The 26,308-nt window shown below is 68.2% G+C and carries 30 protein-coding genes; 15 read left to right on the plus strand and 15 right to left on the minus strand.

The window, feature by feature from the left end; genetic code table 11:
• Positions 1 to 57 precede the first annotated feature (57 nt).
• Positions 58 to 918, plus strand: coding sequence for a dTDP-4-dehydrorhamnose reductase (rfbD, locus tag ACQP0P_RS45785; RefSeq protein ID WP_433368918.1), 861 nt, complete (start codon positions 58 to 60; stop codon positions 916 to 918).
• A gap of 83 nt (positions 919 to 1,001) precedes the next feature.
• Here the strand turns inward: rfbD and ACQP0P_RS45790 are convergent, their stop codons facing one another.
• Complete coding sequence (locus tag ACQP0P_RS45790; RefSeq protein ID WP_433368921.1) at positions 1,002 to 1,598, minus strand: dTDP-4-dehydrorhamnose 3,5-epimerase family protein; 597 nt, start codon at positions 1,596 to 1,598, stop codon at positions 1,002 to 1,004.
• A 241-nt stretch (positions 1,599 to 1,839) separates the two neighbouring features.
• On the opposite strand from ACQP0P_RS45790, the gene ACQP0P_RS45795 reads away from it, so the two are divergent.
• The 4 genes from ACQP0P_RS45795 to ACQP0P_RS45810 all read left to right on the plus strand — a co-directional run bounded on the left by ACQP0P_RS45795 (position 1,840) and on the right by ACQP0P_RS45810 (position 5,113).
• Complete coding sequence (locus tag ACQP0P_RS45795; protein WP_433368923.1) at positions 1,840 to 2,070, plus strand: hypothetical protein; 231 nt, start codon at positions 1,840 to 1,842, stop codon at positions 2,068 to 2,070.
• Positions 2,071 to 2,357: 287 nt separating this feature from the next.
• Complete coding sequence (locus ACQP0P_RS45800) at positions 2,358 to 3,242, plus strand: DUF4429 domain-containing protein (RefSeq protein ID WP_433368926.1); 885 nt, start codon at positions 2,358 to 2,360, stop codon at positions 3,240 to 3,242.
• A gap of 36 nt (positions 3,243 to 3,278) precedes the next feature.
• Positions 3,279 to 4,433, plus strand: a complete 1,155-nt coding sequence (locus tag ACQP0P_RS45805; RefSeq protein WP_433368929.1) for a histidine kinase — start codon at positions 3,279 to 3,281, stop codon at positions 4,431 to 4,433.
• Positions 4,430 to 5,113 (plus strand): response regulator, encoded by a 684-nt coding sequence (locus ACQP0P_RS45810; RefSeq protein ID WP_433368932.1) that lies wholly within the window; start codon positions 4,430 to 4,432, stop codon positions 5,111 to 5,113. The genes ACQP0P_RS45805 and ACQP0P_RS45810 overlap by 4 nt, the downstream gene beginning before the upstream one ends.
• A 1-nt stretch (position 5,114) precedes the next feature.
• Here the strand turns inward: ACQP0P_RS45810 and rfbB are convergent, their stop codons facing one another.
• The 4 genes from rfbB to ACQP0P_RS45830 all read right to left on the minus strand — a co-directional run bounded on the left by rfbB (position 5,115) and on the right by ACQP0P_RS45830 (position 9,474).
• Complete coding sequence (rfbB, locus tag ACQP0P_RS45815) at positions 5,115 to 6,053, minus strand: dTDP-glucose 4,6-dehydratase (protein ID WP_433368935.1); 939 nt, start codon at positions 6,051 to 6,053, stop codon at positions 5,115 to 5,117.
• 332 nt (positions 6,054 to 6,385) lie between these two features.
• Positions 6,386 to 8,128, minus strand: a complete 1,743-nt coding sequence (locus tag ACQP0P_RS45820; RefSeq protein WP_433368938.1) for an acetyl/propionyl/methylcrotonyl-CoA carboxylase subunit alpha — start codon at positions 8,126 to 8,128, stop codon at positions 6,386 to 6,388.
• Between the two features lie 45 nt (positions 8,129 to 8,173).
• Positions 8,174 to 8,872, minus strand: a complete 699-nt coding sequence (locus tag ACQP0P_RS45825) for a 4'-phosphopantetheinyl transferase family protein (RefSeq protein ID WP_433368941.1) — start codon at positions 8,870 to 8,872, stop codon at positions 8,174 to 8,176.
• A gap of 89 nt (positions 8,873 to 8,961) precedes the next feature.
• Positions 8,962 to 9,474 carry a LuxR C-terminal-related transcriptional regulator gene (locus tag ACQP0P_RS45830; RefSeq protein WP_433382434.1) on the minus strand — a complete coding sequence of 171 codons (513 nt, stop codon included), beginning with the start codon at positions 9,472 to 9,474 and terminating at the stop codon, positions 8,962 to 8,964.
• Here ACQP0P_RS45830 and ACQP0P_RS45835 point away from each other — a divergent pair.
• Positions 9,400 to 9,558, plus strand: a complete 159-nt coding sequence (locus ACQP0P_RS45835) for a hypothetical protein (RefSeq protein ID WP_433382524.1) — start codon at positions 9,400 to 9,402, stop codon at positions 9,556 to 9,558. The two genes, ACQP0P_RS45830 and ACQP0P_RS45835, sit on opposite strands and share 75 nt — an antisense overlap.
• 251 nt (positions 9,559 to 9,809) lie before the next feature.
• Positions 9,810 to 11,516, plus strand: coding sequence for an ATP-binding protein (locus tag ACQP0P_RS45840; RefSeq protein WP_433368944.1), 1,707 nt, complete (start codon positions 9,810 to 9,812; stop codon positions 11,514 to 11,516).
• 211 nt (positions 11,517 to 11,727) lie between these two features.
• On the opposite strand, the gene ACQP0P_RS45845 is transcribed toward ACQP0P_RS45840, so the two are convergent.
• Positions 11,728 to 12,051, minus strand: coding sequence for a hypothetical protein (locus ACQP0P_RS45845; RefSeq protein ID WP_433368946.1), 324 nt, complete (start codon positions 12,049 to 12,051; stop codon positions 11,728 to 11,730).
• On the minus strand, positions 12,048 to 12,635 hold the full coding sequence (locus ACQP0P_RS45850; RefSeq protein ID WP_433368948.1) for a hypothetical protein: 588 nt from the start codon (positions 12,633 to 12,635) through the stop codon (positions 12,048 to 12,050). The genes ACQP0P_RS45845 and ACQP0P_RS45850 overlap by 4 nt, the downstream gene beginning before the upstream one ends.
• A gap of 127 nt (positions 12,636 to 12,762) precedes the next feature.
• On the opposite strand from ACQP0P_RS45850, the gene ACQP0P_RS45855 reads away from it, so the two are divergent.
• The 5 genes from ACQP0P_RS45855 (at position 12,763) to ACQP0P_RS45875 (ending at position 16,525) form a co-directional block, all read left to right on the plus strand.
• Positions 12,763 to 12,957 (plus strand): hypothetical protein, encoded by a 195-nt coding sequence (locus ACQP0P_RS45855; RefSeq protein WP_433368950.1) that lies wholly within the window; start codon positions 12,763 to 12,765, stop codon positions 12,955 to 12,957.
• Positions 12,958 to 13,546: 589 nt separating this feature from the next.
• The gene (locus tag ACQP0P_RS45860; RefSeq protein WP_433368953.1) at positions 13,547 to 14,110 is read left to right on the plus strand and encodes a DUF5753 domain-containing protein; all 564 of its coding nucleotides are present in this window, start codon (positions 13,547 to 13,549) and stop codon (positions 14,108 to 14,110) included.
• Positions 14,111 to 14,121: 11 nt separating this feature from the next.
• Entirely contained in the window at positions 14,122 to 14,322 is a 201-nt protein-coding gene (locus ACQP0P_RS45865) for a DUF397 domain-containing protein (protein ID WP_433368955.1), read from the plus strand.
• Positions 14,323 to 14,944: 622 nt separating this feature from the next.
• A complete protein-coding gene (locus ACQP0P_RS45870; protein ID WP_433368958.1) occupies positions 14,945 to 15,745 on the plus strand; it encodes a hypothetical protein in 801 nt (266 codons plus the stop codon).
• 168 nt (positions 15,746 to 15,913) lie between these two features.
• Positions 15,914 to 16,525, plus strand: a complete 612-nt coding sequence (locus ACQP0P_RS45875; RefSeq protein WP_433368960.1) for a fascin domain-containing protein — start codon at positions 15,914 to 15,916, stop codon at positions 16,523 to 16,525.
• Between the two features lie 283 nt (positions 16,526 to 16,808).
• Here the strand turns inward: ACQP0P_RS45875 and ACQP0P_RS45880 are convergent, their stop codons facing one another.
• Complete coding sequence (locus ACQP0P_RS45880) at positions 16,809 to 17,288, minus strand: hypothetical protein (protein WP_433368963.1); 480 nt, start codon at positions 17,286 to 17,288, stop codon at positions 16,809 to 16,811.
• A 354-nt stretch (positions 17,289 to 17,642) separates the two neighbouring features.
• Between ACQP0P_RS45880 and ACQP0P_RS45885 the strand changes: the two genes are divergently transcribed.
• Complete coding sequence (locus tag ACQP0P_RS45885) at positions 17,643 to 19,385, plus strand: hypothetical protein (protein WP_433368965.1); 1,743 nt, start codon at positions 17,643 to 17,645, stop codon at positions 19,383 to 19,385.
• A gap of 202 nt (positions 19,386 to 19,587) precedes the next feature.
• On the opposite strand, the gene ACQP0P_RS45890 is transcribed toward ACQP0P_RS45885, so the two are convergent.
• Positions 19,588 to 20,181, minus strand: coding sequence for a TetR/AcrR family transcriptional regulator (locus tag ACQP0P_RS45890; protein WP_433368968.1), 594 nt, complete (start codon positions 20,179 to 20,181; stop codon positions 19,588 to 19,590).
• A gap of 103 nt (positions 20,182 to 20,284) precedes the next feature.
• On the opposite strand from ACQP0P_RS45890, the gene ACQP0P_RS45895 reads away from it, so the two are divergent.
• Together ACQP0P_RS45895 and ACQP0P_RS45900 are read left to right on the plus strand one after the other, a co-directional pair.
• A complete protein-coding gene (locus tag ACQP0P_RS45895; protein ID WP_433368971.1) occupies positions 20,285 to 20,662 on the plus strand; it encodes a DUF4267 domain-containing protein in 378 nt (125 codons plus the stop codon).
• A gap of 5 nt (positions 20,663 to 20,667) precedes the next feature.
• Positions 20,668 to 21,291 (plus strand): hypothetical protein, encoded by a 624-nt coding sequence (locus ACQP0P_RS45900; RefSeq protein WP_433368973.1) that lies wholly within the window; start codon positions 20,668 to 20,670, stop codon positions 21,289 to 21,291.
• 1 nt (position 21,292) lies between these two features.
• On the opposite strand, the gene ACQP0P_RS45905 is transcribed toward ACQP0P_RS45900, so the two are convergent.
• The 6 genes from ACQP0P_RS45905 to ACQP0P_RS45930 form a co-directional block, all read right to left on the minus strand.
• Positions 21,293 to 21,730 (minus strand): SRPBCC domain-containing protein, encoded by a 438-nt coding sequence (locus tag ACQP0P_RS45905; protein WP_433368976.1) that lies wholly within the window; start codon positions 21,728 to 21,730, stop codon positions 21,293 to 21,295.
• Positions 21,731 to 21,800: 70 nt separating this feature from the next.
• Entirely contained in the window at positions 21,801 to 22,103 is a 303-nt protein-coding gene (locus ACQP0P_RS45910) for an ArsR/SmtB family transcription factor (RefSeq protein ID WP_433368979.1), read from the minus strand.
• 119 nt (positions 22,104 to 22,222) lie between these two features.
• Positions 22,223 to 22,693, minus strand: a complete 471-nt coding sequence (locus ACQP0P_RS45915; RefSeq protein WP_433368982.1) for a GNAT family N-acetyltransferase — start codon at positions 22,691 to 22,693, stop codon at positions 22,223 to 22,225.
• 137 nt (positions 22,694 to 22,830) lie between these two features.
• Positions 22,831 to 24,294 (minus strand): MFS transporter, encoded by a 1,464-nt coding sequence (locus tag ACQP0P_RS45920; RefSeq protein ID WP_433368985.1) that lies wholly within the window; start codon positions 24,292 to 24,294, stop codon positions 22,831 to 22,833.
• Positions 24,295 to 24,697: 403 nt separating this feature from the next.
• A complete protein-coding gene (locus ACQP0P_RS45925) occupies positions 24,698 to 25,123 on the minus strand; it encodes a Zn-ribbon domain-containing OB-fold protein (protein ID WP_433368988.1) in 426 nt (141 codons plus the stop codon).
• Entirely contained in the window at positions 25,120 to 26,277 is a 1,158-nt protein-coding gene (locus ACQP0P_RS45930; protein WP_433368991.1) for a thiolase family protein, read from the minus strand. The genes ACQP0P_RS45925 and ACQP0P_RS45930 overlap by 4 nt, the downstream gene beginning before the upstream one ends.
• Positions 26,278 to 26,308 lie beyond the last annotated feature (31 nt).

Raw genomic sequence — 26,308 nt, forward strand, 5'->3', positions numbered from 1 at the left:
CCAGAGCCGCGATAGCGGAGGACACGTGCGCGGTCGATCGCTCAGGGAGAGGACGCCATGACGTGGCTCGTCACCGGGGCGGCAGGCATGCTCGGGCACGAGGTGGTCGCGCTGGCGCGCGGGCGAGGGTACGACGTCGCCGCGCGAACCCGTCGGGACCTGGACATCTGCCACCGGGACCAGGTCGAGTCGGCCTTCCGGACGCTCGCCCCGCGGGTGGTGGTCAACTGCGCCGCCTGGACGGCGGTGGACGACGCCGAGGAACGGGAGCGAGAGGCCTACCGGGTCAACGCCGACGGCCCCCGGCTGCTCGCCGAGGCCTGCGCGCGGCACGGCGCCCGGCTGGTCCATGTCTCCACCGACTACGTCTTCTCCGGTGACGCAGGCGTCCCATACCGCGAGGACGACCCGGCCGAGCCGCGGACCGCGTACGGGCGGACCAAGCTGGCCGGGGAGAAGGCGGTCCTCGATACGCTGCCTTCCGCCGCCGTCGTCCGGACGGCCTGGCTGTACGGCGCCCACGGACCGAACTTCGTGAGCACCATGCTCCGTCTCATGACGGAACGGGAGACCGTCGAGGTGGTCGACGACCAGTTCGGGCAGCCGACCTGGGCCGCGGACCTCGCGGACCGGCTGGTCACGCTCGGCGGGCTCGGCTCCGCGGCGGGAGTGTTCCACACCGTCAACTCCGGGAAGGCCTCCTGGTTCGAGCTCGCCCAGGAGGTTTTCCGGCTGTCCGGCACCGATCCCGAGCGGGTGCGCCGGACGACCTCCGAGGCCTTCGTCCGCCCGGCGAAGCGACCGGCTTTCAGCATCCTGGACCACGCGCGGTGGCGGGAGCTGGGCCTGGAGCCGCTCCGCCCCTGGCGGGACGCGCTGTGCGCGGCCCACCCCGAGCTGGCGAAGCCCTTCCGCTGAGAGGGCGTACGCCCGCCGGTGACGGTTCGCGGTCGGCGCGCGACGCGATGACCGCGAACCGTCACCGGCGGGCCGGCGAGTTCCTACCCGCGGGCGTGCGAGGCGTAGAAGGCCAGGCACTCCTCATAGGAGGGCAGGAGACCGCCCGCGCGCGTCTCGGCGAGGGTGGGCGCCGCGGCGTCCTTGGGCGACAGGAGCGGTTCGATGTCCGCCGGCCAGGTGATGCCCAGTTCGGGATCGAGTGGGTGGATGCCGCGCTCCCTGGTCGGGTTGTAGCCCTCCGAACACAGGTAGATCACGGTCGCGTCGTCCGTCAGCGCGAGCAGGCCGTGCCCCAGTCCCTCGGACAGGAACACTCCCCGGTGGTCCTCGTCGTCCAGGCGCACCATCTCCCACTGGCCGAACCTCGGTGAGCCGACCCGGATGTCCACGATCACGTCCAGCATCGCTCCTCGCACGCACTTGACGTACTTCGCCTGGCCCGGTGGCACATCGGCGACGTGAATCCCGCGCAGGGTGCCCCGGCGCGAAACGGAGCAGTTGGCCTGGGAGAGCCGCAGCCGCCGTCCGGTGACCGCGTGGAACTCCTCCTCGCGGAACCATTCGTGGAGACCTCCCCGATCGTCGACGTGGATTTTCGGGTCGTCAATCCATGCGCCTTCGATTTTCAGTGGCTGCATCTCGACTGCTCCTGATCCCGGCCGTTTACCGGATCGTGTAGAACGTACTGTGGCCTTTCCCGCCACGATCCAATGCTGACCGCAGATGGTCCGATTCGGGTGTCCCGCCGACGGTCGTGATACCAAAGTCGACGCGGCTCATACTTTAGTCGGAAAGCAGGCTCCGTATCGGCGACTTCGGTTGAGACGGGAGATGCCGACGACCGATTCCCGCCGCCCCGATCGGCCCTAATGTTGAATCGTGCGTAAATCCTTACAGCTCATCGGGTTCATCATGATCCTCGAAGGCGTAAGCGGGACCATCGACCAGATAGCCGTCCAGCCCATCCTCGGCGTGGTGCTCAACTTCTTCAACCGTGTCGTCGTCAATAACGTGGCCTTCCTCGAAGGTTACGAGATCTACGCGAACCTGATCCTGGCGATCCTCGGGATTGTCGTGATCATCTCCGCGGAAAGGGCTCCGGCGTCTTAGCCTCCCGCGTTCTCCGCCCCACCTATTCAATGCCGGGATATCAGCGGAGGCCGTGAACGAACTGTCACGACCATTACCCACCTGTCCGACATCCCGTACGGCCGGCTTGGGCTCTGCCTGCTCGGCACCGTCCTGATCGGTGTCGTGGCGGCGAGCCGGCCGCCCCGGCGGGCCTCGCGGATGAACATCCTGCGGGCCGTCCAGCACCGGTGAGCCGTCGATGTGTGACACGACCGACGTCCGCCGGGGGCGCGCTCCGGCGCCCCCGAATGTCCTAGGGTGACGACATGGCCGAGATCTCCGTTCCGGACGGATCATGGATGTTCGACAGCGAAATCCTCAGGATCGTGCCAGGCGGGGACAGTGACGTCCACGAACTACGCAAGACGCTCGGCGAGCTGGAGATTCCCCTCGCGGCGATCGCCGGAGCGTCGTTCGAACCCTCGCGCAAGGGCGGCAACCTGCAGCTCCGCCTGCGGCCCGGAGCCGATCCGCTGACCGACGTGGTCACCGGGCGGCTGTCGGGGTCCGCCGACCCGTACCGGCTGGCCATCCCCAAGGGGCGCACCGGAGCCGCCGAGTACTTCGCCGACGAGATGCGCACCCACCTGATGCTGGAGCAGGTGCCGAGCGGTCCCTGCGAGTCGTTCCTGCTGCCCGGCCCCGCCGTACCGGTCTCGGCCTCGGCGGGTGACGGCACGGTGAACTTCGACGGTGAGCTGATTCGCCTGGAGTGGAGCCTGTTCGCCAAATCGGTCAAGGAGGCGGCGGGTCCGCAGACGTTCCCGCTGCGGGATGTGGAGGGCGTGGAGTGGGCCCCGCAGACCGGTGTCGGCTACGGCCGCCTCCGCTTCCGTCTCAGGGGCGCCGCCCCCGCCGCGGCACCGGAGAAGGACCTGCACTGCCTGGCCTGGAGCATTCAGCGGTACGGCGGCTCGACCGTCCTGGTCGCCGCCGCCGTGCTGGCCCGGCTGTCGCCCCGTGCCGAGGAGCCGCCCGCGCTGCCGCCGAGCCGGCCGGACGATCGGCGGCAGCGCCTGGCCGAACTGGAGGATCACGACGCCCTAGTGCGCCGCCTGGCCGAACTCGGCGATCTGCACCGCTCCGGTGTGCTCACCGACGAGGAGTTCAGCTCGGCCAAACGGTCGCTGCTGCGCCGGATGAAGCTCTAGCCAGGGCCCCCGTGCCGCGTCCTAGACTTACCCGGGATGGATGAATTCGCCGCGCCACCCGCGTCCCGGCGCAGCGTACGCGACTGGCTCGTGGACATCGGCCTGTTCCTCTTCGCGGCGGCCTTCGGAATCATGACGGCCGCCGAGCGCATCCAGATGCCCACCCAGGACGTGTTGCCCTGGGTGTTCCAGCTCGACCAGGTGATCGGCGTGCTGGGCTGTGCCGCGCTGTGGCTGCGGCGGCGCCATCCGGTCGAGCTGGCCCTGGCCCTCGTCGTCCTGTCGGCCTTCTCCGAGCTGGTCGGGGGCGCCATGCTGGTGGCGCTGTTCACGGTGGCGGTGCACCGGGCGGCGCGGACCACGTTCGTCGTCTTCACGCTGAGCCTGCTCGCCGCGCTGGTCTACGCCGTGGTCAGGCAGGAGGTCGGCGCGCCGCGCGAGCTGCTGTTCCTGCTGGGGGTCGCGACCCAGGGCTCCGCCATCGGCTGGGGCCTCTTCGTGCACCACCGGCGCCGGCTCCTGCTGTCGCTGCGGGAGAGCGCCGCCAGGGCCGAGGCCGAGGCCCAGCAGCGCGCCCGCGAGGCGATCGCCAGGGAGATCCACGACGTCCTCGGGCACCGGCTGTCCCTGCTGAGCGTGCACGCGGGCGCGCTGGAATTCCGGCCGGACGCCCCCGCCGAGGACATCGCCCGCGCGGCCAAGGTGATCAGGCAGAGCGCCCATCAGGCGCTGCAGGATCTGCGGGAGGCCATCGGCGTGCTGCGGGCCCCGGTCGGCGAGCTGTCGCAGCCGTCCCTGACCGACATCGAGGAGCTCGCCGCCGAGTCCCGGCGGGCCGGGATGCGGGTGAACCTCACCCAGGAGGTTCCCGGGAGCGTTCCCGGCCGGAGCGCCGGCACCGCCTACCGGATCGTGCAGGAGGCCCTCACCAACGCCCGCAAGCACGCCCACGGGGCACAGGTGTGGGTGCACACGACGGGGACGCCCGGCCAGTGGCTCTCGATCGAGGTGCGCAACTCCGCGCCCGCCGCCCCTCCCTCGGCCGCCCCCGCACCCGCACCCGGCGAGGGCTCCGGGCAGGGGCTGGTCGGGCTGGCCGAACGTGTCACCCTGATCGGCGGGCGGCTGGAGCACGGGCCCACCGCCGAAGGTGGCTGGCGCCTGTCGGCCTGGCTACCCTGGCCGGTATGACCTCCCAGCAGCCACGGCAGGTCGGCGTGCTCATCGTCGACGACGACCCCCTGGTACGCGCCGGGCTGGTGATGATGCTGGGCGGCACGCCCGATCTCAGCATCGTCGCGGAGGCGGGCGACGGGAGCGAGGCGCTCTCGCTGGCCGCCCGGCATCGTCCCGACGTCGTCCTGATGGACATCCGGATGCCCGTCATGGACGGGCTGACCGCGACCAGGGAGCTCCGCGCCCGCCCCGGTGCCCCGGAGGTCATCGTGATGACCACCTTCGACGCCGACGACCACGTCCTGCGCGCGCTGCGCGCGGGAGCGGCCGGCTACCTGCTCAAGGACACCCCGCCCGCGGAGATCGTGGCCGCGGTGCGCCAGGTCACCCTGGGCAACCCGGTGCTCTCCCCCGCCGTGACGCGGCGCCTCATCGCCCGGGTCGCCGACGACGGCGAGAACGAGCGCCGCACCCGGGCGCGGGAGCGGCTGGCCCGGCTGGCCGGCCGGGAACGCGAGGTGGCCATCGCGGTCGGGCAGGGCAGGTCCAACGCCGAGATCGGCGCCATGCTCCACCTCAGCCTGGCCACGGTGAAGACGCACGTGTCCAGCGTCCTCACCAAGTTCGGCCTCAACAACCGGGTCCAGATCGCGCTGCTCGTCCACGACGCGGGCCTGCTCGACGACCCGCGCTGACTCAGCCGGCGGCGCGCTTGGACTTCCACCAGGAGGGGTTGTCGGCGTACCAGCGGACGGTCTCCGCCAGGCCGTCCTCGAACGCGGTCAGCGGCCGGTAGCCGAGAGCGCGCAGCTTCGTGTCGTCGAGCGAGTAGCGGCGGTCGTGACCCTTGCGGTCGGTCACCCGCTCGACCATGGTCCAGTCGGCCTCCAGCGCGTCCAGCAGCCGCTGGGTGAGTTCCAGGTTGGTCAGCTCGGCGGTGCCCGCGATGTGGTAGACCTCGCCGGGCTCGCCCTGTTCGGCGACCAGCCGGATGCCCCGGCAGTGGTCGTCGACGTGGATCCAGTCGCGGATGTTGCCGCCGTCGCCGTACAGCGGAACCTTCCTGCCCTCCAGCAGGTTGGTGACGAAGAGCGGGATGACCTTCTCCGGGAACTGGTACGGCCCGTAGTTGTTGCCGCACCGGGTGATCGACACCGGCAGCCCGTGCGTGATCGCATAGGCGCGGGCGATCATGTCGCCGCCCGCCTTGGCCGCCGCGTACGGCGAGCGCGGGCAAAGCGGGGCGTCCTCGTCCCAGGAGCCCGTCTCGATCGACCCGTACACCTCGTCCGTCGAGACCTGGACCACCCTCGGCGTGCCCGCGTCCAGGCAGGCCTGCATCAGCGTCTGGGTGCCGAGCACGTTGGTGCGGACGAACTCGCCGGCCCCCTCGATCGACCGGTCGACGTGTGACTCGGCCGCGAAGTTGATCACGATGTCATGGCCGGGGACCACCCGGCCGAGCAGTTCGGCGTCGCAGATGTCGCCCTGCACGAGCTCGTGCGGCACCCCCTCCAGATTGGCCGGGTCCGCGGCGTACGTGAGCCGGTCGAGCACGGTGATCCGGGCGTCCCGGGTGGTGCGGACGAAGTGCGAACCGATGAATCCGGCACCGCCGGTGACGAGGATTCTCATGAGCGAGACGCACCTTTCCGTCTGGATGGGACCGCAGGCGGCACGTACTACCGGGCCGGGCACCATTCCAGCACAGCCGGGGTCCCTTGGGGCCTGTTACGCGCCTGCTCGAATGGGCCCATCGGGTCCGCCGCGACGGTGCGTGACGGCTGCAGTGGTGATCACAGCCCGGCCGCGCTGAAATCGATTCGGCCGCTCGCGCTCCGCCGTCGCGACGAATCCGGCATCCGCCCCAGTCGTTTTCGTCGCCCCTGGAAGCTTCCAGGTTCCCGTACACCTGGTCTCGACCAGCGCCCCACTCCGTGGGTGAGCCCTCGATCTCGGCGCCGGGCTCAGATGTCGATGATTTCGCAGATGACGGCGCCGGTCGCGATGGTCTGGCCTCCGGCGACGCTGAGGCTGGTGATCATGCCTGGTTTGTGGGCGGTGATGGCCTGCTCCATTTTCATGGCCTCGATGACCACCACGAGGTCGCCGGTGTCGACCAGGTCCCCGTCGGTCCTGGCGACCATCACGACGGTGGCCTGCATGGAGTTGACCAGTGCGTTTCCCCCAACCGGCAGCTGCTTGGCCATGTCGACGCCGCGTCGCGGCGTCCTGGGCGCCGGAGCCGGTACGGCAGGGCCGAAGCCCGCGGGCAGCACCACCTCCAGCCGCCTGCCGCCGACCTCGACGATCACCCTTTCCCGAAGTCGCGGCACATCGATGTCGCCGGGTCCGGCGTAGGGCGGGATGGTGTTGTCGAACTCGGTCTCGATCCAGCGCGTGTGGACGGTGAAGGGCGTGGAGGTGAACGCCGGATCCGCCACGATCGCGCGATGAAAGGGCAGCACGGTCGGCACCCCCTCGATCTCCAGCTCTGCCAGCGCCCGCCGCGACCTTTCCAAGGCCTCCGTACGGCTCTGCCCGGTCACGATGAGCTTGGCCACGAGTGAGTCGAAGGCCTGCGGCACCGTCTCCCCCGCCTCGTAGCCCGAGTCGAGTCGGACTCCAGGCCCCGACGGGATGCGCATGGCGGTGAGCGTGCCGGGCATGGGCAGGAAGTCACGGCCGGCGTCCTCCGCGTTGATACGGAACTCGATCGAGTGGCCGCGCACCACCGGGTCGGTGTAGCCCAGCGGCTGCCCGTCGGCGATGCGGAACATCTCTCGCACCAGGTCGAGGCCCGTCACCTCCTCGGAGACCGGGTGCTCGACCTGCAGGCGGGTGTTGACCTCCAGGAAGGAGATCGTGCCGTCCCTGGCGACCAGGAACTCGCACGTGCCCGCCCCGACGTAGCCCGCCTCCTTCAGGATCGCCTTGGAGCTGCGGTAGAGGATCTCGGTCTGCTCGGCGCTGAGGAACGGCGCGGGCGCCTCCTCCACCACCTTCTGGTGGCGGCGCTGCAGCGAGCAGTCACGGGTGCTGACCACGACCACGTCGCCGTACCTGTCGGCCAGGCACTGGGTCTCCACATGCCGCGGCCGGTCCAGGTAGCGCTCAACGAAGCATTCGCCCCGTCCGAACGCCGTCGTCGCCTCCCGGACGGCACTGTCGTACAGGTCCAGGATCTCTTCGAGCGTCCTGGCGACCTTCAGCCCGCGCCCGCCACCGCCGTACGCGGCCTTGATCGCGATGGGCAGCCCGTGCTCGCGCGCGAAGGCGACGACCTCCGCAGCGCCCCGTACGGGCTCCTTGGTGCCCGCCACCAGCGGCGCGCCCACCCTGGCTGCGATGTGCCTGGCCTGGACCTTGTCGCCCAGCGCCGCGATCGCCTCGGGGGACGGCCCGATCCAGGTGAGCCCCGCGTCGATGACGGCGCGGGCGAAGTCGGCGTTCTCCGCCAGGAAGCCGTAACCGGGATGCACCGCGTCGGCGCCGGAGTGCTCGGCGATCCGCAGCAGCTTGGCGATGTTCAGGTACGTCTCCGCCGGCGACTGGCCGGCCAGCGCGTGTGCCTCGTCCGCCATTCTGACGTGCAGCGCGTCCAGATCCTGTTCGGCGTAAACCACCACGCTGCGCAGCCCGGCATCCTTGCACGCACGCGCCACCCGAACGGCGATCTCACCGCGATTGGCGATCAGGACCTTTCTCATCACGCGTTCCTCCGTGAACGTGGTGACCGACAACCCGGGAGTGGCTCAAACCCTGTGCAGCGCTCGGTCGGAGCGCGCCGATATGGCGATAGCGGTGAGGACCAGCCCTTCTCTGGCCATCCAGCGTCCGCGGAACCCGGTCAGCGGCCGGCCGAGCACGCTGGGCCCGGTCACCAGCAGGCGGGCGAAGAAGATGCCGCGCACCGGATCGAACGTCACCGTCGCGCTCTCGAAGTCCAGCCAGCGTTTGGTCAGCGGGAACCACGCCTTGTAGACGGACTCCTTGGCGCTGAAGAGCAGGCGGTCCCAGGACGGGCCTGGGTGCTCCCGGGCCAGGACCCGGATGGCCTCGCGCTCCTCGGGCTTGGAGATGGCCTCCAGAACTCCGCTGGAGATGGCCTTGTCAGGTTCGGCGTCGATGCCGATCGTGAGCCCCTCGCTGCTCGCGCCGACCACGGCCGCGCGATAGCCCGTGCAGTGGGTGATGCTGCCGACCACGCCCTTGGCCCACTGGGGCTCGCCGCACACGCCGGGCAGCACCTGCTGCGGGGGCAGGCCGAGCGCGCCCATGGCCTTCCTGGCGCACATCCGCGCCGTCGCGAACTCCGCGCGCTTCTGCTCAACGGACCGGCTGACCACCTCTGCTTCCGCGGGAAAGAGCATGGCGTCGGCGTGGTCTTCGAAGGTATCGACGGCCATTGCCCATGGCGGCAGGATATTCGCGATCAAAGCCTCAGAGTTCACGATTTCACTGTAGGCAGGCCCTGAACGCGGGAAAATCGTCACGACGCCCTTCTGGGGTCGCGCAGAGCTCAATCAGGGGGCAGGCGGGGTCACCTCGTCGGTGTGATCAGCGAGGCGTCGATCGCCCGGTTGACGGCGTCGATGCGCGAAGCCGCCCCGAGTTTCACGAAGATGTTGCGTAGGTGGCGCTTGACCGTGGCTTCCGTGGTGTTCAGCCGGGAAGCGATCTGCCTGTTGCTGAACGCCTGGGCGACCAGTTCGAGCACCTCTCGCTCCTTGCTCGTCAGGACCTCGGTGCGCGCTCTCTCCATATGGGCGAGGCTCTCCGGGGAGACGACCAGGATGAGGCGATCGGGTTCGTAGTGCACGCTCCTGATCGCCGCCACGAGTTCGTAGCGGTGTACGGTCTTGAGCAGGTAGCCCCGGATGCCGGCGGACAGCAGCTGCCGCAGAAGGTGCGGCCCGTCATACATGCTCAGGATGATGATCTGGGTGGCCGGCGAGATCGTACGTGCTCGGGAGACGGTGTGCGCGACCCCGTCACCGGGGATCTCGACATCGAGCAGGAGGACGTCAGGGCGCTTCTGCGAGACCAGTTCCAGGGCGGTGACCGAGGTGCCGGTGAGATTCTGTCGTCCTCGCAGCTGACAGTCTTCCCCGGCGAAGAACTGAACGCCCTCCCCTGAGCCCCGAGTCCATGAAGACGGCGTAGGGCCAGTGGTACGCGAACGGCGGCCACCCCTCACGGGGTGGCCGCCGTTGTGCTGTTCCCAGAGCTGGGATCGAGGTGTTGCTCCAGTCGCTCGATGCGTGCGACGAGTGGCTGCAACCGTCGTTGACGGCACGGCCTCTCCTGACGAGGCCAAGAGGGCTCCGGGAGCGGCTCCATAACTGAGAAACGTGGTCTGGATACCACTTCTCAGTTAACCTCAGTGGTATGAAGCACGACGAGGTGGAAGCAGCGCTCCAGGCACTCGGCCGTGGCGTCACCGCCGATGACCTGGAGACGGACACCCTCGATTTCAAGCTCGTGGCGGATTCCCCCAAGGCGACGCTGGGGCTGCTGGCCGACGCCCTGGTCTGCTTCGTCAACGCTCAGGGCGGCACCGTGGTGCTGGGGGTCGACGACAGGGCCCGTGAGCGTGCCGATGCCCTGCGTGGGGTGCCATCGACATACACCGTTGACCAGATCCGCAAAGGAGTATTTGACCGAACAAGACCGCACATCACACCTTTTGTCAATGAACTCATGGTGGACAACGCCCGGTTGATCCTGGTGACCGTTCCGCCGGGGGTGCTTCCGCACAGCAACGCGGCCGGCCTCGCCACTCGCCGTCTGGCTAAGGAGTGCCTACCGTTCCCACCTGACCAGCAGCGCGAGGTCATGATCGCCCGCGGCCAGGTCGACTGGTCCGCGGACATCTCCAGCGCCGGCCTGGCCGACCTCAGTGCGGTGGAGCTCGACAGGCTCCGTCAGCTGTTGACGTCCAGCGGCCAAGACCACCTTGCCGCCCTCGACGACCGCCCCCTGCTGGAGGCCCTGCGGTTGGTCACCCCCGACGGGGGCGTTACCAACGCGGGAGTGCTCATCCTCGCTGAGGAACAGGTACTTCAGCAGATCGTGCCAAGTTACGGATACTCGTACCAGTTCCGGCCAACTCTGGGATCAGAGGCCACCGGCCGGACGCGCTCCGCTCGGCCGCTGCTCGCCGCGATCCAGGCCCTGGTGGACACCATCGACGCCCGGCGCGAGATACACCCGCTGAACCTGAGCGGCGGAGTTCAACTCCAGCTCACCGACTATCCCGATCAGGCCGTACGAGAACTGGTCGTCAACGCCTTCATCCACAGGTCGTACGAGACCGGTGGGACCGTGGACGTCGAGCACTCGCCGGAACGGCTGGCGATCATCAGTCCTGGCGGCCTGGTAAGTGGGGTGACCGCGCAGAACATCCTCACCCACCCGTCGACGCCCCGCAATCGCCTACTCACCGAGACGGTCTCCAGCCTGCAACTCGCCGAACGAACCGGACAGGGGGTGGACCGGGCCTATCGCGAGATGCTGCGGGTCGGCAAGGAACCCCCCTTGTTCGAGGACAGCGGCACCCTCGTACGGGCAACCCTGACCGGCGGGATCGGCAACGACTCCTTCGCCCGCCTCGTCGGCGGCCTCCCCGCCAGGGCGGCACGTGATGTCAACGTACTCCTGGCCCTGTCCCACCTGCGGCATAGCGTGACCATAGACGCACTTCAGCTCGCCGTCATGATCCAACGCTCTCCTGGCGAGGCCCAGGGTGTGCTTCAGGTGATGGCGGACGAATACCACCTACTGGAGCCGACACGCCGGACGGCCGCCAAGGCGTTTCCGGCCTATCGCCTGCGGTCGGAGGCCGTGGCCATGATGGGCCGTGCGATCACTTACCGCCGCCGAAAACTCGACGAGACAGACCAGAAGATCATCGACCACATCCGGGAGTACGGGTTCGTCACCAACCGGACGCTTCAACGACTGTTCGACATCCATGTCTTCGCCGCACGGGACATCCTGACCAGTCTCCGCGAACGAGAACTTCTTGAAAAGATCGGAGACGCCCAGGGAGGAACCGGAGTCCGCTACGGCCCAGGACCAAAATTTCCCCGATAAACCTGACCGCCGCCCACGGGGATGAGGTGGCGCGGCGGGTACGTCACGGGGGCGGACCATACCCGTCGTGCCGGTTCAGGGGGTGGTACGAGGGCGGGCCGGGTGGGCGGCCCGCCCGGGTCACGCACCGCGTTTCGCTTTCGCGCGGTACGTCGTGGACGGCACGGCGGCCCCGGGACCGGGGAAGGGAGGGGGCCGCCGTGCCCGCTCATCAGAAGTGGCCGATGGTGGCCGAGCCGGAGGTGAGTGCCCAGCGGTGCAGGAGCGCGGTCGTCTCGGCCTCGCGCATCTGGGCCTTGAGCCCGTCGATGGTCCGGTCACAGATGATCAGCGGTTCGGGGGTGGGCCAGGTGGCGATGGCGTGGAAGAGGCGGCTGCCGGTGCCGTAGAGGACGGACCAGCCGGGCCAGGTGATCTCCAGCATCGCGGCCTCGGCGCGGGCCTCGTGGTCCCAGGTGTACTGGGGTACGGAGGCGGTGTCGGCGTGGCCGTCGCGGTGGCGACCTCGGGCACGGGCCAGACAACGGCGAATCATGAGACCACCCGCCCGGCCCGCTCCCGCTCCGGAGTTTCCCGCTCTCGTATCTCCCGCTCCTGCTCCTGCTCCGGAGTTTCCCGCTCTCGTATCTCCTGCTCCTGCTCCTGCTCCGGAGTTTCCCGCTCTCGCGTCTCCCGCTCCCGCTCCGAAGTTTCCCGCTCTCGCGTCTCCCGCTCCTCCGAGGCAGGGATCGCCTGCGTCCGCTGTTCGCGTGCCGCCCGCGCCGCCGCCTGTTCCTCCGCCTCGCGGGCGAAGGTCTCCTGCCGGTCGGTCTCGGCCCGCAACGCCTCCAGACTGTCGCCGTCGACGGTCCGCTCGGCCCCGGCGTAGAGCGCGACCGTGGAGAAGGGCCGCTCCCTGCTGGCCCACAACCGTCCGGCATCGCTGAGGATCAACCGCCAGCCGGGGATCGTGCTCTGGGGAGCCGCCGTCTCGGGAATCGCCGTCTCGGGAATCGCCGTCTCGGGAATCGCCGTCTCGGGAATCGCCGTCTCGGGAATCGCCGTCTCGGGAATCGCCGTCTCGGGAATCGCCTTCTCGGGACTGGTGGGCTCTGGGTGGGGGGAACTACCATCTCTCACTGATTGGACCTCGATCCGATCAAGGGCCCGTCCGGTCGTTTCCAGCGTGGGACGGGCCCGCTTCATGAAGCGGGGCAGGATCTGGAGGGGTTCGCCGTACCGGCCGGGCGGCCGATACGAAGCCGAAATGACCGCCGAGCGGTTCGGTGCGCAGGTGGTTCTTCGCCCGGAGCGGGGCACCAGGCGGCGCCCACATCCGAGCCGGAGCGGCCCGGTGCGAGCGGACCTGGACGGCGACGCCGGACGCGAACGACAGAGCACCCGCCGAGGCGACGCCGGTACGGACGGCTCGACGGCCGGGCTCCGCTCGGCACGACGCTGAGCGAGGATCGGCGAAATCCCCTCGGCCGGGGCCGACCCGGCACGCCGCTGAACGGATACCGGCGCGACCACCTCGGCGGACCGCTGAGCGGGAATCGACGGAATCGTCTCGGCCGGGGCCACGGGAGCGGGCTCGAAGCACGGCAGGGAACGGTCTCCGGTACGACGGACCCGCAGCCGGATGTCCAACAGGTCGCCGGAGGGCTGGGCGTACTCGTGATCGGCGGGCCGATCGGGACAACCGTGCGCGTACGGGGCATGCCCACAGACGGCACACCCCATCGGCATCGGCGGCACCTCGACGAAACAGCCACAGCCGCCGATCGCCTGTCTGTCGAGAACTGGAGCCCTAGGGTTGCTCACGGGTCAGGACCTACTTCCTGATCAAGGGCCCGTCACGGTGTTCCAGCACCGGGCGGGTCCGCTTTATGAGTCTTGGGGCGGATTTCGAGCCTCTACAGCTCTTCTCTGCATGTGCTCGTTCATGCTCGTATCCGTATGAGTGCCTATGAGCATGGCCGTCTATCTTCTTCGCATGATCGAGTTTGAGCGCGATCGGCCGATAGGGCTGGTGGTCGAAGTACAGCGATGTGTTCAGAGGTTCACTCGCGGGGTTCGAGGCAGCGGCCATCGACATCCGCGCCTACCACGCATTGTCCATCCCTGGACTGTTGCAGGTGCCGGACTACATGACCGCCATCTTTCGGAGAGGTCGGGTCATGGACGAAACCCTCATTGCCCGGCGCGTTGAGGCACGCCTTGCCCGGCAAGAGATCCTCCGACAGGACAATCCGCCCAACCTGTGGGTCATCCTCGACGAGGCGGCGTTGCGCAAGGTGGTCGGCAGCCCAGAGATCATGGTGCAGCAGTTGGAGCATGTGATCGAGCTATCAGCGCGAGATCACATCACCGTCCAAGTTCTCCCTGATGCCGCCGGCGCACACGCCGCCATGGAGGGCTCGTTCATGATTCTCGACTTCAAAGAGGGAGACGGCTCGATCGTCTACGTAGAGACGGCCATGAGCGACCTGTACTTGGAGACCAAAGAAGAGTTACGTGGTTATACGCTCATATTCGACCATGCGCGTGCGTCGGCACTCAGCGCGGAGGTTTCCGCCGCGTACCTGACCAAAGTCATTGATCATCTTAAGTAGAGGCGAGCATCATGGAATCCATCCATCCCGACCTCATCTGGATCAAAAGTAGCTACAGCGGCCCCAACGGAGACGACTGCGTGGAGGTAGCCATCAACCTGCCAGGCATCGTCGCCGTCCGCGACAGCAAGGACCCATCCGGACCCGCGCTGACCTTCTCCCCCGCAGCCTGGAACAACTTCCTGACCGGCATCCGCAACGGAGAAATCTAACCGGACGCGAGTGCCGCACGGCCGAGGTTGCCTCGGGTGCGCCCAGCCGTGCGGCAAGCGCAGGACCTCGTCCTCACGTCGCACCCGGTCTTGGGCGGTCAATCCACCGCCTTCCGGATACCCCATAATTCCGGAATATCAAATACGAAGTTTCCAAACAATCGCATATCATCGTCGACGGCATAATTTCCGGACTTCAACCTCAATAGCCAGCCCAACTTCGTAGCCCATTACCCGGATCACTGTTGCGCTACGCACAGTGATTGGCAATGATGACCACATGCACACCCCAGTCGAAGTCAAGCCAGACTTCATTGAGCATGCAGCCCGGCAAGATGATCCGACAAGGGGTGCCGAAAAGACAGCTCGCGCTCAAATACGAGTGCACTTTAGTACGCGAGAAAGCGAGCAGACGAAAGAGCAGGTCGAACACTGGATAGAAGAGGGAGTGTATCCCTACAGTGGCCTACCTAGGTCGGATGTCGAAGTTGCCGAGCGAGCCACGTTCGATGATGTCGCAGTGTTTTTGAGCCGTCATTTTAAGGGTGGGAAGCAAGCTTGACGCACCCAGTTGGTCTTGCTCAGTGAGGCGCTTCGCAGGCAGCCCGCTTCCATATCCAAGGTGCTCGAAGATCTGTTCAGTCTTTCGGTGGCACAGAAGGAGCAGATCGAAAGCCTGGTAAGTCGGGCCAGTCTGGGGAACATAGTCGCAGCAAACGCGCAGACCGTCGATCGAGTCGATTTCCTGATGTTGCTGCGCAACCTGATCTACGGGCCGGAGGCGAAGTGGGAGCTACGCGAGCGGGACCAACTCCATCGAATGCTGGAAAAAGAGCTGTGGGTTTTTGGCGATGAGTTCTCCAGCGCTGTTTCGGAAACGGGACTCACCGAAGCCCTGGAGCGGCATCTGGCGATTCTCGAAGGGATAGCCCCTCGCCGAAACTCCAGGCGACCGGTTCGTCGTGCCGATGGAAGATCGGGACGGTTGGACCTCATGCTGTCCGGAGTCACCGGTGCGGACAAAAACAAACGCCATCTCATTGTGGAATTGAAGCGACCAAGCCTTACCCTCACCGAAAAAGAGCTTGCCCAGCTGCGCAGTTATGCGTTTGCGGTGGTATCCGATGACCGATACAAGCACGACGAGAAGACCCGGTGGGACTTCTGGTTGATCGGCAACACAATCGACGATGCCTTGGAATGGCAGATCAAGGGCTCCGGACTTCCATCCAACTGCGTCCAGGACGATGGACGAGTTGGCCTGTGGGTCTTCCGCTGGGGACAGATCCTCGACATGTGCGAAGAGCGCGTGCGTAAAACTCAGGAACGACTCAACTACGCATCAAGCGTGGCGCTGGCCACGGAGTACGCAGAACGTGTGCATGCCGATGCCAATGTGATCTCGCTCCTGCCCCCGGCATAGCCAGACCGATGAAGTGGCCCGATTGGCGGGCAGATATTCGGGAACGCCGGCACGGACCGCGCCGTCGATGGTCCCCGGTGGCGGGCGCGAGCGACGGCCGGGACGCAAGCCGAGGTCCCGCCGGCAGCCTGGATAACGGTTGGAAAACAGACACGGCAAGATCGTTTGGTGCCGTTGGCGATGCCGCAGAATGTTCAGCGGCATTTTGAATCAACGGGGGATTCCATGAAGAAGCTCGTAGTCGCTGCATGTCTCATCCTGACCAGTGCCGGCACGATGGTCACGGCCTCGCCCGTGCTGGCCCAATCGGTGACCTCGGAAGCCGCGGGACGGGAGGCGTCCGTCATAGGTTGTCAGACCCGCAGCATCCAGTCCCTGGCCAACGACAAGTACGTGTCCGCGGAGTTCGGCTGGTCGGGCGACAATTACGGGATGCTGCGCGCCCGCGGCACAAAGGTCGGCCCCTGGGAGAAGTTCTCGATCTGCTACAACGGTCGAAACCACACAATCCAGTCCCTGGCCAACGGTAAGTACGTGTCCGCGGAGTTCGGCTGGTCAGGCGCCAACCGTGGGATGCTGCGCGCCCGCACGTCCAAGCCCGGTACCTGGGAAAGGTTCCATATCGCCTCCTGCGGAACGGGCTGCGTGTCGATCCAGAACCTCGCCGTCTCATCCAACCGCTATGTTTCTGCGGAACTCGGCAACAAGGGTGACAAGTACGGGATGCTGCGTGCCCGCGGCGCAGGGGTCGGCCCCTGGGAGAAGTTCAGGATCCGGTAGGCGGCTTTTCCAGCATCGCCGTGGCCCCGGCCCCTGGCGACCGGTTTGAAGGCATCCACGACGTGGACGACAGCCGGCTCGCCGGGGGCAATGGGCAGGTGAGTTCCGTCTGATCGGTCGGGGCTGCGGAGCCATCATGCCGGGACCGAGGCCGGTTGGTCGTGCCCTATGCCCCGCTGAAGTGTTCCGGTTTCTCAGATCAGGCAGGGAAGGGATGCCCGTCCAGTACGAACATGAGGTGCTCGTGTTCGCCGTACCGGACCGTCTCGGTGCGGTCGACCGGTCAGGTATTGGACGCGATGGAGCCGACGACCATCCCTACCACCCCCACCACGGCTACCGCGCCGGCGGCGGACATGAACGGCCACAGCGTGTTCACCCGTGCGAAGAACACCAAGACCATCAGCGCCAATCCCAGCATGATCAGGCCCCCGAACGCCGTGACGAGGTGGGCCAGCACGCCCCGCACGTCCCGCAGTCCGGCCTTGTCTCCTTCGGGGGTGATCCGGGCGGCGTAGACATCGCCCGGATCCGCTTTCCTGTGGGCGCTGACCTGGACCGCCTCGCCGGTGGCGTCGTAGACGAAGGTTCCATAGCAGAACCGCGTTCGCCTGGAACTGTTGGAGTAGTTCCTGTACTCACACCCCCGCACGGTCACGGTTCCAGGCGCGGCGCTCTCGCTGATCGCCAGCCGGACGTCGGGCATCGCCTGGACGGTGGCCGCCGTGGCCCATCCCCCGCCCGGGATGAGCAAGGCGACCACAACGAAGATCTTCTCCAGGAGTGACCGAACGGACGTGCGACTCCAGCGAGAGGGCCCGGAACTCCTATGGCCGCGGCGAGCCGCCACTCGGTTGACCGGTGGAGAGGTGGGGCGGCGTTTACTGCGGGTCGTCCTGGTACGACGCGAACGGCTCATGACCGCAGCCTGGACCAGAGCGCTTGCAACCCATTTGTGAACGAGTGATCACCTTCGCGGGGATCAAGGGCGGCGGCCCCGCGCCGCACGCGGCGTTCCTGGAAAGCGTGACGGAACGGGCATCTCGGATGTGCCGCTAAGATCATCCGCATCGTCACTCGAATCTGGGCCGCCATCGGGCGATACCGCTTCGGGCGCGTGGCCGTCGTCGTCGTCGCGCTCTACCTGGCCGCCGCGGCGGTAACCGCCGTGTCCGGCGGCCTGTCGGCGTTGTCGGTGGCCGCGATGGCCTCGATGTGGGGCATCTCCGCGGAGGAAGACTGGCTGGGTCCCCTGCTCGCCGGGATCTGCGGGCTCAACGCGTGGATGCTGTGGCAGGTGCTGCGCGGTCCCGCACTGCCGCGCGCCGAGGGGTTGCCGCGCAGCGTGGTCTGGCTGCGGCGCCTGCTCTATGCGAACGTCGCCGGCGACCTGGTGCTCTGGGAACTCGTTGACGCGCTGTCCGACACCGTGGAGTACGTCGCGAGCCTGGTCGTGTGGGCCGCCACGGTGATCCTGCTGGTGCGGGTCGTCTCCGGAGTCTCGGCCCGGTTCCGGGCGATCGCCCTCGCGCTCGGCCTGATCGGCGTGCTGACCCCGGCGCTGCTGCGCTTCCTCGACGGCCCCGGCCTCCAGGTGATCAGCCTGCTGGGACTGGCGAGCTTCGGCTGGACGGTGATGATCCTCGTCGGGCAGCGCCGCGACGGGCGGTGGAGCAGCGCCACGATCGACATCGGGCGGATCGCGCTCGTCGTCCTGCTGGCCTTCCCCGTGCTCAACCTCGCCTTCCAGTGGCTGCTGTTCGACGGCCTGGGGCTCGTGGTGAGCGCGCTCGGCGTGTTCCACACGGTGTGGCTGGCGCGCACCGCGCATGAGCTCGCCGGGCCCGTCGGCATGCCCACCGCTGAAACCAGCACGCGGCCCGCCACCGGCCGCGGGCCGCGGCCGATCGTCGCCGTGGCGCTCGTGCTGCCGCTCGTCGTGGTCGGCGCCGAGGAAGGCGCCCGGTTCAGCTTCACCGGCGCGGACGAGGGTTGCCGCGAGCGGATCCGGTCCTACGCCGACACCCTGCCGCAGGACCGGCGGCGGGCATTTCTGTGCCTGGCCAGGAACGGCACCCACACGGGGACGCCGATGTTCCCCGAGGACCTGCCGGACCAGCGCATCCTGGCCCGCGGCGAGAAACTGTGTGCGGTGCCCGGCGTCGAGCAGCGGCAGGCGCTGCTCCGGCGGGCGGGCGGGTCGGCGGGCGCGGGCGACCTCGGCGACGCCCTGGAGTTCCTGTGCCCCGACGTCGTCGCCCGGCAGCGGGCGGACGAGGCGCGTGAACAGGCCGAGCGGGAGCGGGAGCTGGCCGCTTGGGAGAGTGAGATGAACGCCCGATGCGCCGACCCCTGGCCGAAGCTGCGGGCCAGGCGGCAGGGCACGGCCGCGTACCTGCTCTTCGACGGGGGCGGCTATGCCGTCTTCGACGATCGGGACAGCACCGAGGGCGCGGGCGGTGACATCTTCAAGGCCATCGACGACGGGTTCATCGACGCCGCCGGCAGCAGCGCCGCCATCACGACCGACGGCGAGAACGCGCCGATGTGCCTGACGGTCAAGGCGTTCGGCGCCGCCCCGCCGCTCCGGCTCAAGGGCTGGGAGCGGGTGGTCGAGGTGGGCCTCCTCAGCCGCAGCGGCCGCCTGGTCGTACCGCCGTACCCCGAGGGCGGCGACAGCGGGGCGATCAAGCCGCTGCCCAACCTGGCCGTCGACGGCCCCGGCCGCTACCGGATGCGTGTCTACGCCCGCGCGCTTGAGTTGGACGAGGACGACTACAACGCGCCCGTCGAGGAGCATCTGATCGTCGTCTACCCCGGCCGTTCCGCGAAGAAGGTCGTCCACCGCCCGTGGCGGTAACCGGTCGGCCGCCCTGCGTGCGGACCGTGCGCGAACACGCGCACCTGCGTGTCAGGCGCGTGGCGGCGATCTCATCGGGGACGCGAGATGGACCAGGCGTCCCCGAACGAACCTGACCACTGCTCGTGGGGGTGGGGGTGTCGTGGTCGATGTACCAGCCGGGGAAGGTCTGGCGCGGTACGGCGAGCGGGTCCTGTGCCCCTCACGGCGTGGCCGGTCCACTTGGCGTGCCGGCGATCTGGGTGACGAGGAAGTCGAGCCGCTCCGTTTGGCCGTTCGGGGGGATGCGGCCGCTGTCCGACAGGGCGGCTATGCCGTGCAACGCGCTCCAGGTGACTTCGGCGAACAGTTCGCGTCGCAGGTTGTCCGAGCGGAAGCAGCTCACGAACTCGTCGAAGGCGGCGCGCAGTGGGGGCGGCGTCTCGGCGTGCGCGAACTTCACATCGGTCGGCAGAACGAACATGGCCTGGTAGAGGGCGGGCTGCTCGGTCGCGAACTCCAGGTAGGCGCGGCAGACGGCGTGCAGTGCCTGAGGCGGCTCGGGGGTGGCCAGCCGGGCATGGCGCAGTCGGGCCGCGAGTTCAGCGAAGCCTTCGATGGCAACGGCGCGCAGGATGGCGTCCTTCCCGTTGAAGTGGCTGTAGAGCACGGGCTGGCTGTACTCGACGCGCTCCGCCAGCCTTCGCGTTGTCACTGCCTCCCACCCTTCGGCCTCGGCCAGTTCGCGGGCGGTTGTGATGATCAGCTGATGGCGTTGGGCGCGTTCACGTTCGCGGCGTTTGGTGGTGGCGGACATAGCAGCATCATAGCAACGCTAGACAAGATGTCTACGATAGGAATATCGTCGCTACTATATCTAGCGCCGCTAGAGACGGCGCTGCTATCAAGGGGGACATCTCATGCTCAGCACCATCGCCACTGTGCTTGCCGGACTGATCGGCGCGGGCGTCATCTTCATGGGCGCCCGCGCCTTCTGGGCGCCGCAGGGGGCGGCCGGTTTCGGCATCCCCGACACGCCGACCGAGGACCGGAGCTTCCATGCCTGGCTGTCCGTCAAGGGCGTGCGCGACATCGCCTCAGGGCTTTTCATTCTCATCGTGCTGGTCGGCGGGACAACCCAGCTGCTGGGCTGGTTCATGCTGGCCGCCGGCGCCATACCCGTCGGCGACGCGGTGATCGTGCTGCGCAGCAACGGGCCCAAGGCGGCCGCCTACGGCATCCACGGCGCCACCGCTGCGGTGATGCTGACGATCGGCGCACTTCTGCTGGTCGCGTAAACCACGTGGTCCGGCGGCCGGAGCTCTTCGACGCGTCCCGCAATCGCCGCACCAGTGATCCAGCAGTCGGCGGGGCCGGTGCGAGCGGCGCGGTGGCTGAGCCGTACCTGCTCGGCCTGCTGGGTCTCGGCCTGCCGCACGCGGCCGATGCGACGCGCGCCAAGCAGGCCGAGGTCGTGGCCGACCTGGATGCCTACATCAGCGGCCGCAAGCCGTACACCTTGCTGTCCCCCGGTGACACGGCGGCGAAGTCCTTCTCCGGCAGCGCGCTCGCGCGGCTGCGGGAGATCAAGCGGAGCGTTCTCGGGCTTCGGGCGGCCTCGCGGCGAGAGGAGAGCACCAGTACGGTGATCACGGCCAGCGCCGTCAGGAGATGCAAGCCGTACCACCAGGGAGTGGGCAGCTTTTCCAGGACGGTTCCGGTGAAGACGTGCTCCGCCTCAGCTGCCGCCCGATACCCGGCCGCTGCCGTCGGCGGGAGGAGCCGGGTCAAGATGCAGCGCCCGCAGGCGAAGCCGAGGACGAACGATCTTGACCCGGGACGAGCAGCAGGCGATCATCACAGCGTCGAGGAAAGCAAGATGAACGCCGACCTGTTCCTGCGCCTTCTCGATGCCGTAGTGCGGTAACTCAGGCGTCGCCGTTGTTTCCACGCAGAGCCGCCGCGAAGCGCCGGCCTGGGCCCGGGTCCACCCCGAAGCGCTGGGCGTAGTGTTCGTGGAGCTCCTCCCACGGCTCGTGCGCCACCTCTTCTGAGATGAACTGGCCGGCGAGATGCGGCCCGAGCCGCCAGAAGTAGGTCTCCCAGCCGGTGGCGGTCTGCGCCGCGGAGTCGAGGTCGCCGATGACGTGGGTAAAGATCAAACGGCAGCCGTCTCCCTCGGCCACCAGCTCGAAGCTGTGCAGCTGGCCGGCGTAGGTCCACGCCAGGCGGCGGGGTGCGTCGACCTCGGTCACCTCCAGGGTCTGGCCGGCGGCCTCGAAGGTCTCACCCTTCGCCGGCGTCCAGTCGACGGCTGCGGGGAACCAGCGCTCCAGCTCCGCGGGCACGCTGACAGCTCGCCACACGCGCTCGATCGGGTGGGCGAGCGTGCGCTCGAAGCGCAGCGCTGGGCGATCGTCTCCAGGGTTCCGTGAATCACGGGTTCTCCTCCAGGTGTTGTTCCAGGGCGTCGAGGCGCCTCGACCAGAACACGCGATAGGGCTCCAGCCACTGGTCGACCTCGGCAAGGGGTTCTGGGCACAGCGCGTACACACGCTGCTTGCCCTCGATGCGAACCACGACGAGTCCGGCCTCGCGCAATACCTTGAGGTGTTTGGACACGCCGGGCTGGCTGAGGTCAAAGTGTTTCACCAGCTCTCCGGCGGGCCGCTCGCCCTCACGGAGCAGGTCGAGAATCTGCCTGCGATGCGGCTCGGCCAGGGCTGCGTAGGCGCTCACGCGCTCATATTTCCATATGGAAATATGATTCTGCAAGCCAGGGTCGAATCCGGGGCCAGCCGACCTCTGCGCTGGGCCGCGATCTGACCGCAGCCCCCGGAGTGCTCCGGATTCTCGGATCAGGCGGGGAAGGGATGCCCGTCCAGTACGAACATGAGGTGCTCGTGTTCGCCGTACTGGACCGCCTCGACGTGCCGGAAGCCACATTTCTCCAGCACTCGCACCGAGCCGATGTTCCCGCCGAAGGGGTCGGCGTAGAGCGGGCGGGTCCGCTCCTGCCGCAGGTGGAGCCTCAGTGCCCGGGTGCCGATGCCCCGGCCCCAGTACCGCCGGCCGAACACGTATCCGATGAAGCGCATGTCCCCCTCCCACCAGGACACGACATTGCCGGCCACCTCGCCGTCCACGGTGACCGTCCGCACCAGGTTCGTGGGGTCTCCCAGGACCCTGGTGGTCCAGTGGGTCATGAAGCGTTCCCGCTCCCGGGGGACGAACTTCGACCGCCGGACCGTCTCGGGGTCGTGCTCGTGCTCGAAGAACAGCTCCAGATCGGCCTCTTCGACATCCCTCAGCCGCACATCGTCGCTCATGCCGAGCGAGTCTGGCACCGAGGGGCGACAATTCCGGCGCACCGGGGACCGTACCGCCGAAAACCCCGAGGCCAAGACGGATCGGGCAGGGGCCCCGGGACGTCGTCGTCCCGGGGCCTCCGAACCGGTGTTGGCCGTCAGTCGGCCTGCGCCGCCACGGGGGTCACGACCCCGGGCGCCGCGGGTTGCGCCGTTTCCCGTCCGGGCTTGATGGCCATGCCGATCACGAACGTGATCAGGCAGCAGACCCCCATCAGGGCGAACACCTTGAAGTAGGCCGCCTCGGTGCCGAACGTCGTCCCCGGCACGGTGGCGGAGGCGAGCAGCACGGCCCCGACCGAGGTGGCGACGCCCTGGAACGCGGTGCGGGTGACGACGTTGACGCCGGTCGCCTCGCTGGTGTTCTCCGCGGGAACCGCCTCGACCACCAGGTTGGGCAGCGCGGTGTAGACGAACGCCGTCGAGATGCCGATGACGAGGGTGCTCGCGACCAGGCCGACGACGCTCTTGTGCAGCACCGCGAGCATCACGACACCCGCCACACCGACGGCCGCGCCGATCATCAGTGAGAGCCGGGCCCCCGCGGCCGCCGAGACGCGCCCGCTGACCGGGGTGAGCACGAAGCCGATGATGGAGGTGGAGAAGGCCAGCATTCCCGCGACGCTCGGGCTCAGCCCGAGACCCACCGGTGCCGCCTCCGGCGTCTGCATCATCAGCGGGAAGAGGAATCCGCTGATACCGAGCGGACCGAGCGCGAGGACCGCGGTGGCGAGCATCGTCAGGGCGAGCTTGTGCTGGAAGAACAGCCGGATATTGATCATGGGGTCGTCGACCCTGAGCTCCCACCACGCCCAGACCGCGAGCATCGCCAGCCCGACCAGGATGAAACCGAGCGTCCTGGCGTCTCCCCAGCTCCAGCTACGGGACTGGGTGACCCCGAACAGCACCAGCGCGATGGCGGGGGCGAAGAGCACACCACCCACATAGTCGATCTTCTGTACTCGTGCGACGACGGTCGAGGGTCGCAGGGCCAGACAGGCCGCGGCGGCGACGAGCGCCAGGGCGGCGGCGAAGACGAAGATGAGATGCCAGTCCGCCAGGTCGAGCAGCAGGCCGGAGACGAGGTTGCCCGACGCTCCGGCGATGAGCGCCGCACCCGCGATGACCGCGACCGCGACCGGTACCCGCTTGGCCGGCAGCATCTCGCGGGCGAGGCCGAAGCAGAGCGGCAGGATCGCCCCGGCGGCTCCCTGGATCGCCCGACCGATGATCACGCCGGTCAGCGTGCCGGTGGAGAGGCTGATCAGCGACCCCACCGCCGAGAGCAGCAGCACGATGATCAGGAGCTTCCGCCGCCCGTAGACGTCACCGAGACGGCCGCACAGCGCGGCGGACGCGGCCGCGACGAGGAGGAACGCCGTCACGCTCCAGCTGACGTCCGCGGCATTGCTCTGAAAGGCCGTGATGAACCGGGGCAGGGCGTTGTAGACCATGGTCGTCTCGAAGGCGCTGACGATCTCGGCGATGAGCAGCACCGTGATGACAACCGGAATCGACCGAGGTGGCAGGTTGGCGGCTGACGTACCGGAGGGTGATGACATTCGTGTTTCTCCTCGCATCCGGGAGCACTGCGTCGGGGGGTGGGAGTGCGGAGACGAAGGTGAACGGGAACACCGGCGCCCGGCGGAGCGGGGCGTTCCGGCTCACGTCGCGTACGGCCGTTCCATGCGTGCCGGTACGCGATGCCATAGGGAGGAAGGCTCGCGGGGTGCCGAGCGAGACACCGGCCGACCGGTGTCCTCGCCACGGCGAGGCTCACGAGACAGGGGCTAGGAGGCTGGTGTTAAACGGCCGCTTAGCGATCATGGTGGAGCGTCACACCCACAGAGCGTCCGTTCCGGAGGCAGATTCGGCCTCCAAGTGGAGTGTGTGCTCCCGATCCTCACCGTTTTTGACGGCTTGGTGGAGGGACCAAGATTACTTCGCGCGAAAAACACCAGCCTCCTAGCTCGGGCTCGGCCGGAAGTAGGGCAGGTGCAGTCCGGGGCTCACCTCGTGGAAGTCGACCTCGACCGGCATCCCGGCGATGATCTCCTCGGGTGCGATTCCGATCAGATCCGTGACCATCTGGTAGCCCTCGTCCAGGTCGACGATGGCGGGCGCGTAGGGCGGGGTGAAGGCGGCGGTGACCGGCCGGTGCACGACCGTCCAGCTGTAGAGGGTGCCGCGGCCCGAGCTCTCCTCCCAGCCGAGGTCGGTTCCCAGGCACTCGCGGCAGACCTCGACCGGCGGGAAGTTGATCGACCGGCAGGCCGCGCAGCGCTGAAAGGTCAGCGTTCCCTCCGCACAGCGGGCCCAGAACGGGGCGCTCAGCTCGGTGGGCTCGGCGTGCGGCAGCTCACCGTGCTGGGGGGCGAGGGGTGTGCTCATGACGCCTCCGTACCGAGCAGAACGACCGAGTTGAACAGGGCTCCGGCTCCGGCGCCGCTGCACAGCGCCACCTCGGCTCCGGGTACCTGCAGCGGTCCCGCCTCGCCGCGGAGTTGCTGGACGCCGCGGATGACCCGCTGGAACATCTGCGGTGACCCGCCCGCGTGGCTGAACGACATCGTTCCTCCGTCCGTGGTGACCGGGTGGCTGCCGGTGATGGCGATGTGCCCGTCCTCGACGAACGGGCCGCCCTCGCCCGGCTCGCAGAAGCCGAACGCCTCCAGCTGGCGGATGATCTCGAATGAGAACGGGTCGTACAGTTCGAGGACGTCGACGTCGGAGCGTTCCAGGCCGGCGTGCCGGAACGCCCGGTCCGCCGCCCGCCCGCCGATCCGGCCGTTGACCGGGCCGCCGCGACGGCCGGCCAGATCCCAGCTGGGCGGGAACTGGTAGGCGGGGCCGTAGTAGTCCGCGCCGCCGCCCAGCACGTGGACGGGCTTGGCCGGGAGGTCGGCCAGCCGGTCGGCGGCGACCAGGACCAGCGCGCACCCGCCCTCGGAGGTCATCGAGCAGTCCAGCAGGTGGAACGGGTCGGCGATCATCCGGGAGGCGAGGATGTCCTCGGGCTTGAACGGGCCGCGCCCGGAGTACACCGCCTCGGGATTGTGGTGACCGTTGTTGCGGATGGTCGCGGCGACCATGGCCAGTTGCTCGGGGGTCGTCCCGTAGGTCGTCATGTGCCGCCGGGCGATCAGGGCGAACTCCGCGGCGGTGAAGAGGCCCCAGGGCGCCACGAACTCGTTCTCCGGCCGGGTCCACGGCGCGGTCGCGTCCCGGTCGACGTACACCCCGGCCGCGGCCGCGACGATGAGGACGACGTCGGCCTGACCTCCCTCGATCGCGTTGGCCGCCTCGACGACGGCGTCGAGGCCGAAGCCCCGTCCCTGCCAGGCGGGTCCGAGTCGCAGGTCGTAGATGAGCGCGGAGGAGTCCCCCTCCGTGATCACCCCGTCGACGGCGGCGAGCGTGAGCCCGGCGTCGCGCAGGGCACCCAGGGCGGCCGACGCGATCAGCTTCCGGGTCGTCCAGCCCTCCAGGCGTCGCGCCTGCGGGGTGTTGAACACCCCGGCGATCGCCGCGCGGCCGGCGGTCACCGGCTCATCCTTCGCGCCAGGGTTCCGACTC

Origin of the sequence: Streptosporangium sp. CA-115845 (assembly GCF_050943795.1) — a bacterium.
Taxonomy (GTDB): domain Bacteria; phylum Actinomycetota; class Actinomycetes; order Streptosporangiales; family Streptosporangiaceae; genus Streptosporangium.

Excerpts from the sequence above, each read along its gene's own strand:
- ACQP0P_RS45865 (WP_433368955.1), top strand. The coding sequence starts at position 14,122 with ATGGAATCCATCCATCCCGACCTCATCTGGATCAAAAGTAGCTACAGC.
- ACQP0P_RS45895 (WP_433368971.1), top strand. The coding sequence starts at position 20,285 with ATGCTCAGCACCATCGCCACTGTGCTTGCCGGACTGATCGGCGCGGGC.
- ACQP0P_RS45845 (WP_433368946.1), bottom strand. The coding sequence starts at position 12,051 with ATGATTCGCCGTTGTCTGGCCCGTGCCCGAGGTCGCCACCGCGACGGC.
- rfbB (WP_433368935.1), bottom strand. The coding sequence starts at position 6,053 with ATGAGAATCCTCGTCACCGGCGGTGCCGGATTCATCGGTTCGCACTTC.
- ACQP0P_RS45915 (WP_433368982.1), bottom strand. The coding sequence starts at position 22,693 with ATGAGCGACGATGTGCGGCTGAGGGATGTCGAAGAGGCCGATCTGGAG.
- ACQP0P_RS45840 (WP_433368944.1), top strand. The coding sequence starts at position 9,810 with ATGAAGCACGACGAGGTGGAAGCAGCGCTCCAGGCACTCGGCCGTGGC.
- ACQP0P_RS45810 (WP_433368932.1), top strand. The coding sequence starts at position 4,430 with ATGACCTCCCAGCAGCCACGGCAGGTCGGCGTGCTCATCGTCGACGAC.
- ACQP0P_RS45855 (WP_433368950.1), top strand. The coding sequence starts at position 12,763 with ATGACCGCCGAGCGGTTCGGTGCGCAGGTGGTTCTTCGCCCGGAGCGG.
- rfbD (WP_433368918.1), top strand. The coding sequence starts at position 58 with ATGACGTGGCTCGTCACCGGGGCGGCAGGCATGCTCGGGCACGAGGTG.
- ACQP0P_RS45800 (WP_433368926.1), top strand. The coding sequence starts at position 2,358 with ATGGCCGAGATCTCCGTTCCGGACGGATCATGGATGTTCGACAGCGAA.
- ACQP0P_RS45890 (WP_433368968.1), bottom strand. The coding sequence starts at position 20,181 with ATGTCCGCCACCACCAAACGCCGCGAACGTGAACGCGCCCAACGCCAT.
- ACQP0P_RS45805 (WP_433368929.1), top strand. The coding sequence starts at position 3,279 with ATGGATGAATTCGCCGCGCCACCCGCGTCCCGGCGCAGCGTACGCGAC.
- ACQP0P_RS45820 (WP_433368938.1), bottom strand. The coding sequence starts at position 8,128 with ATGAGAAAGGTCCTGATCGCCAATCGCGGTGAGATCGCCGTTCGGGTG.
- ACQP0P_RS45790 (WP_433368921.1), bottom strand. The coding sequence starts at position 1,598 with ATGCAGCCACTGAAAATCGAAGGCGCATGGATTGACGACCCGAAAATC.
- ACQP0P_RS45920 (WP_433368985.1), bottom strand. The coding sequence starts at position 24,294 with ATGTCATCACCCTCCGGTACGTCAGCCGCCAACCTGCCACCTCGGTCG.
- ACQP0P_RS45925 (WP_433368988.1), bottom strand. The coding sequence starts at position 25,123 with ATGAGCACACCCCTCGCCCCCCAGCACGGTGAGCTGCCGCACGCCGAG.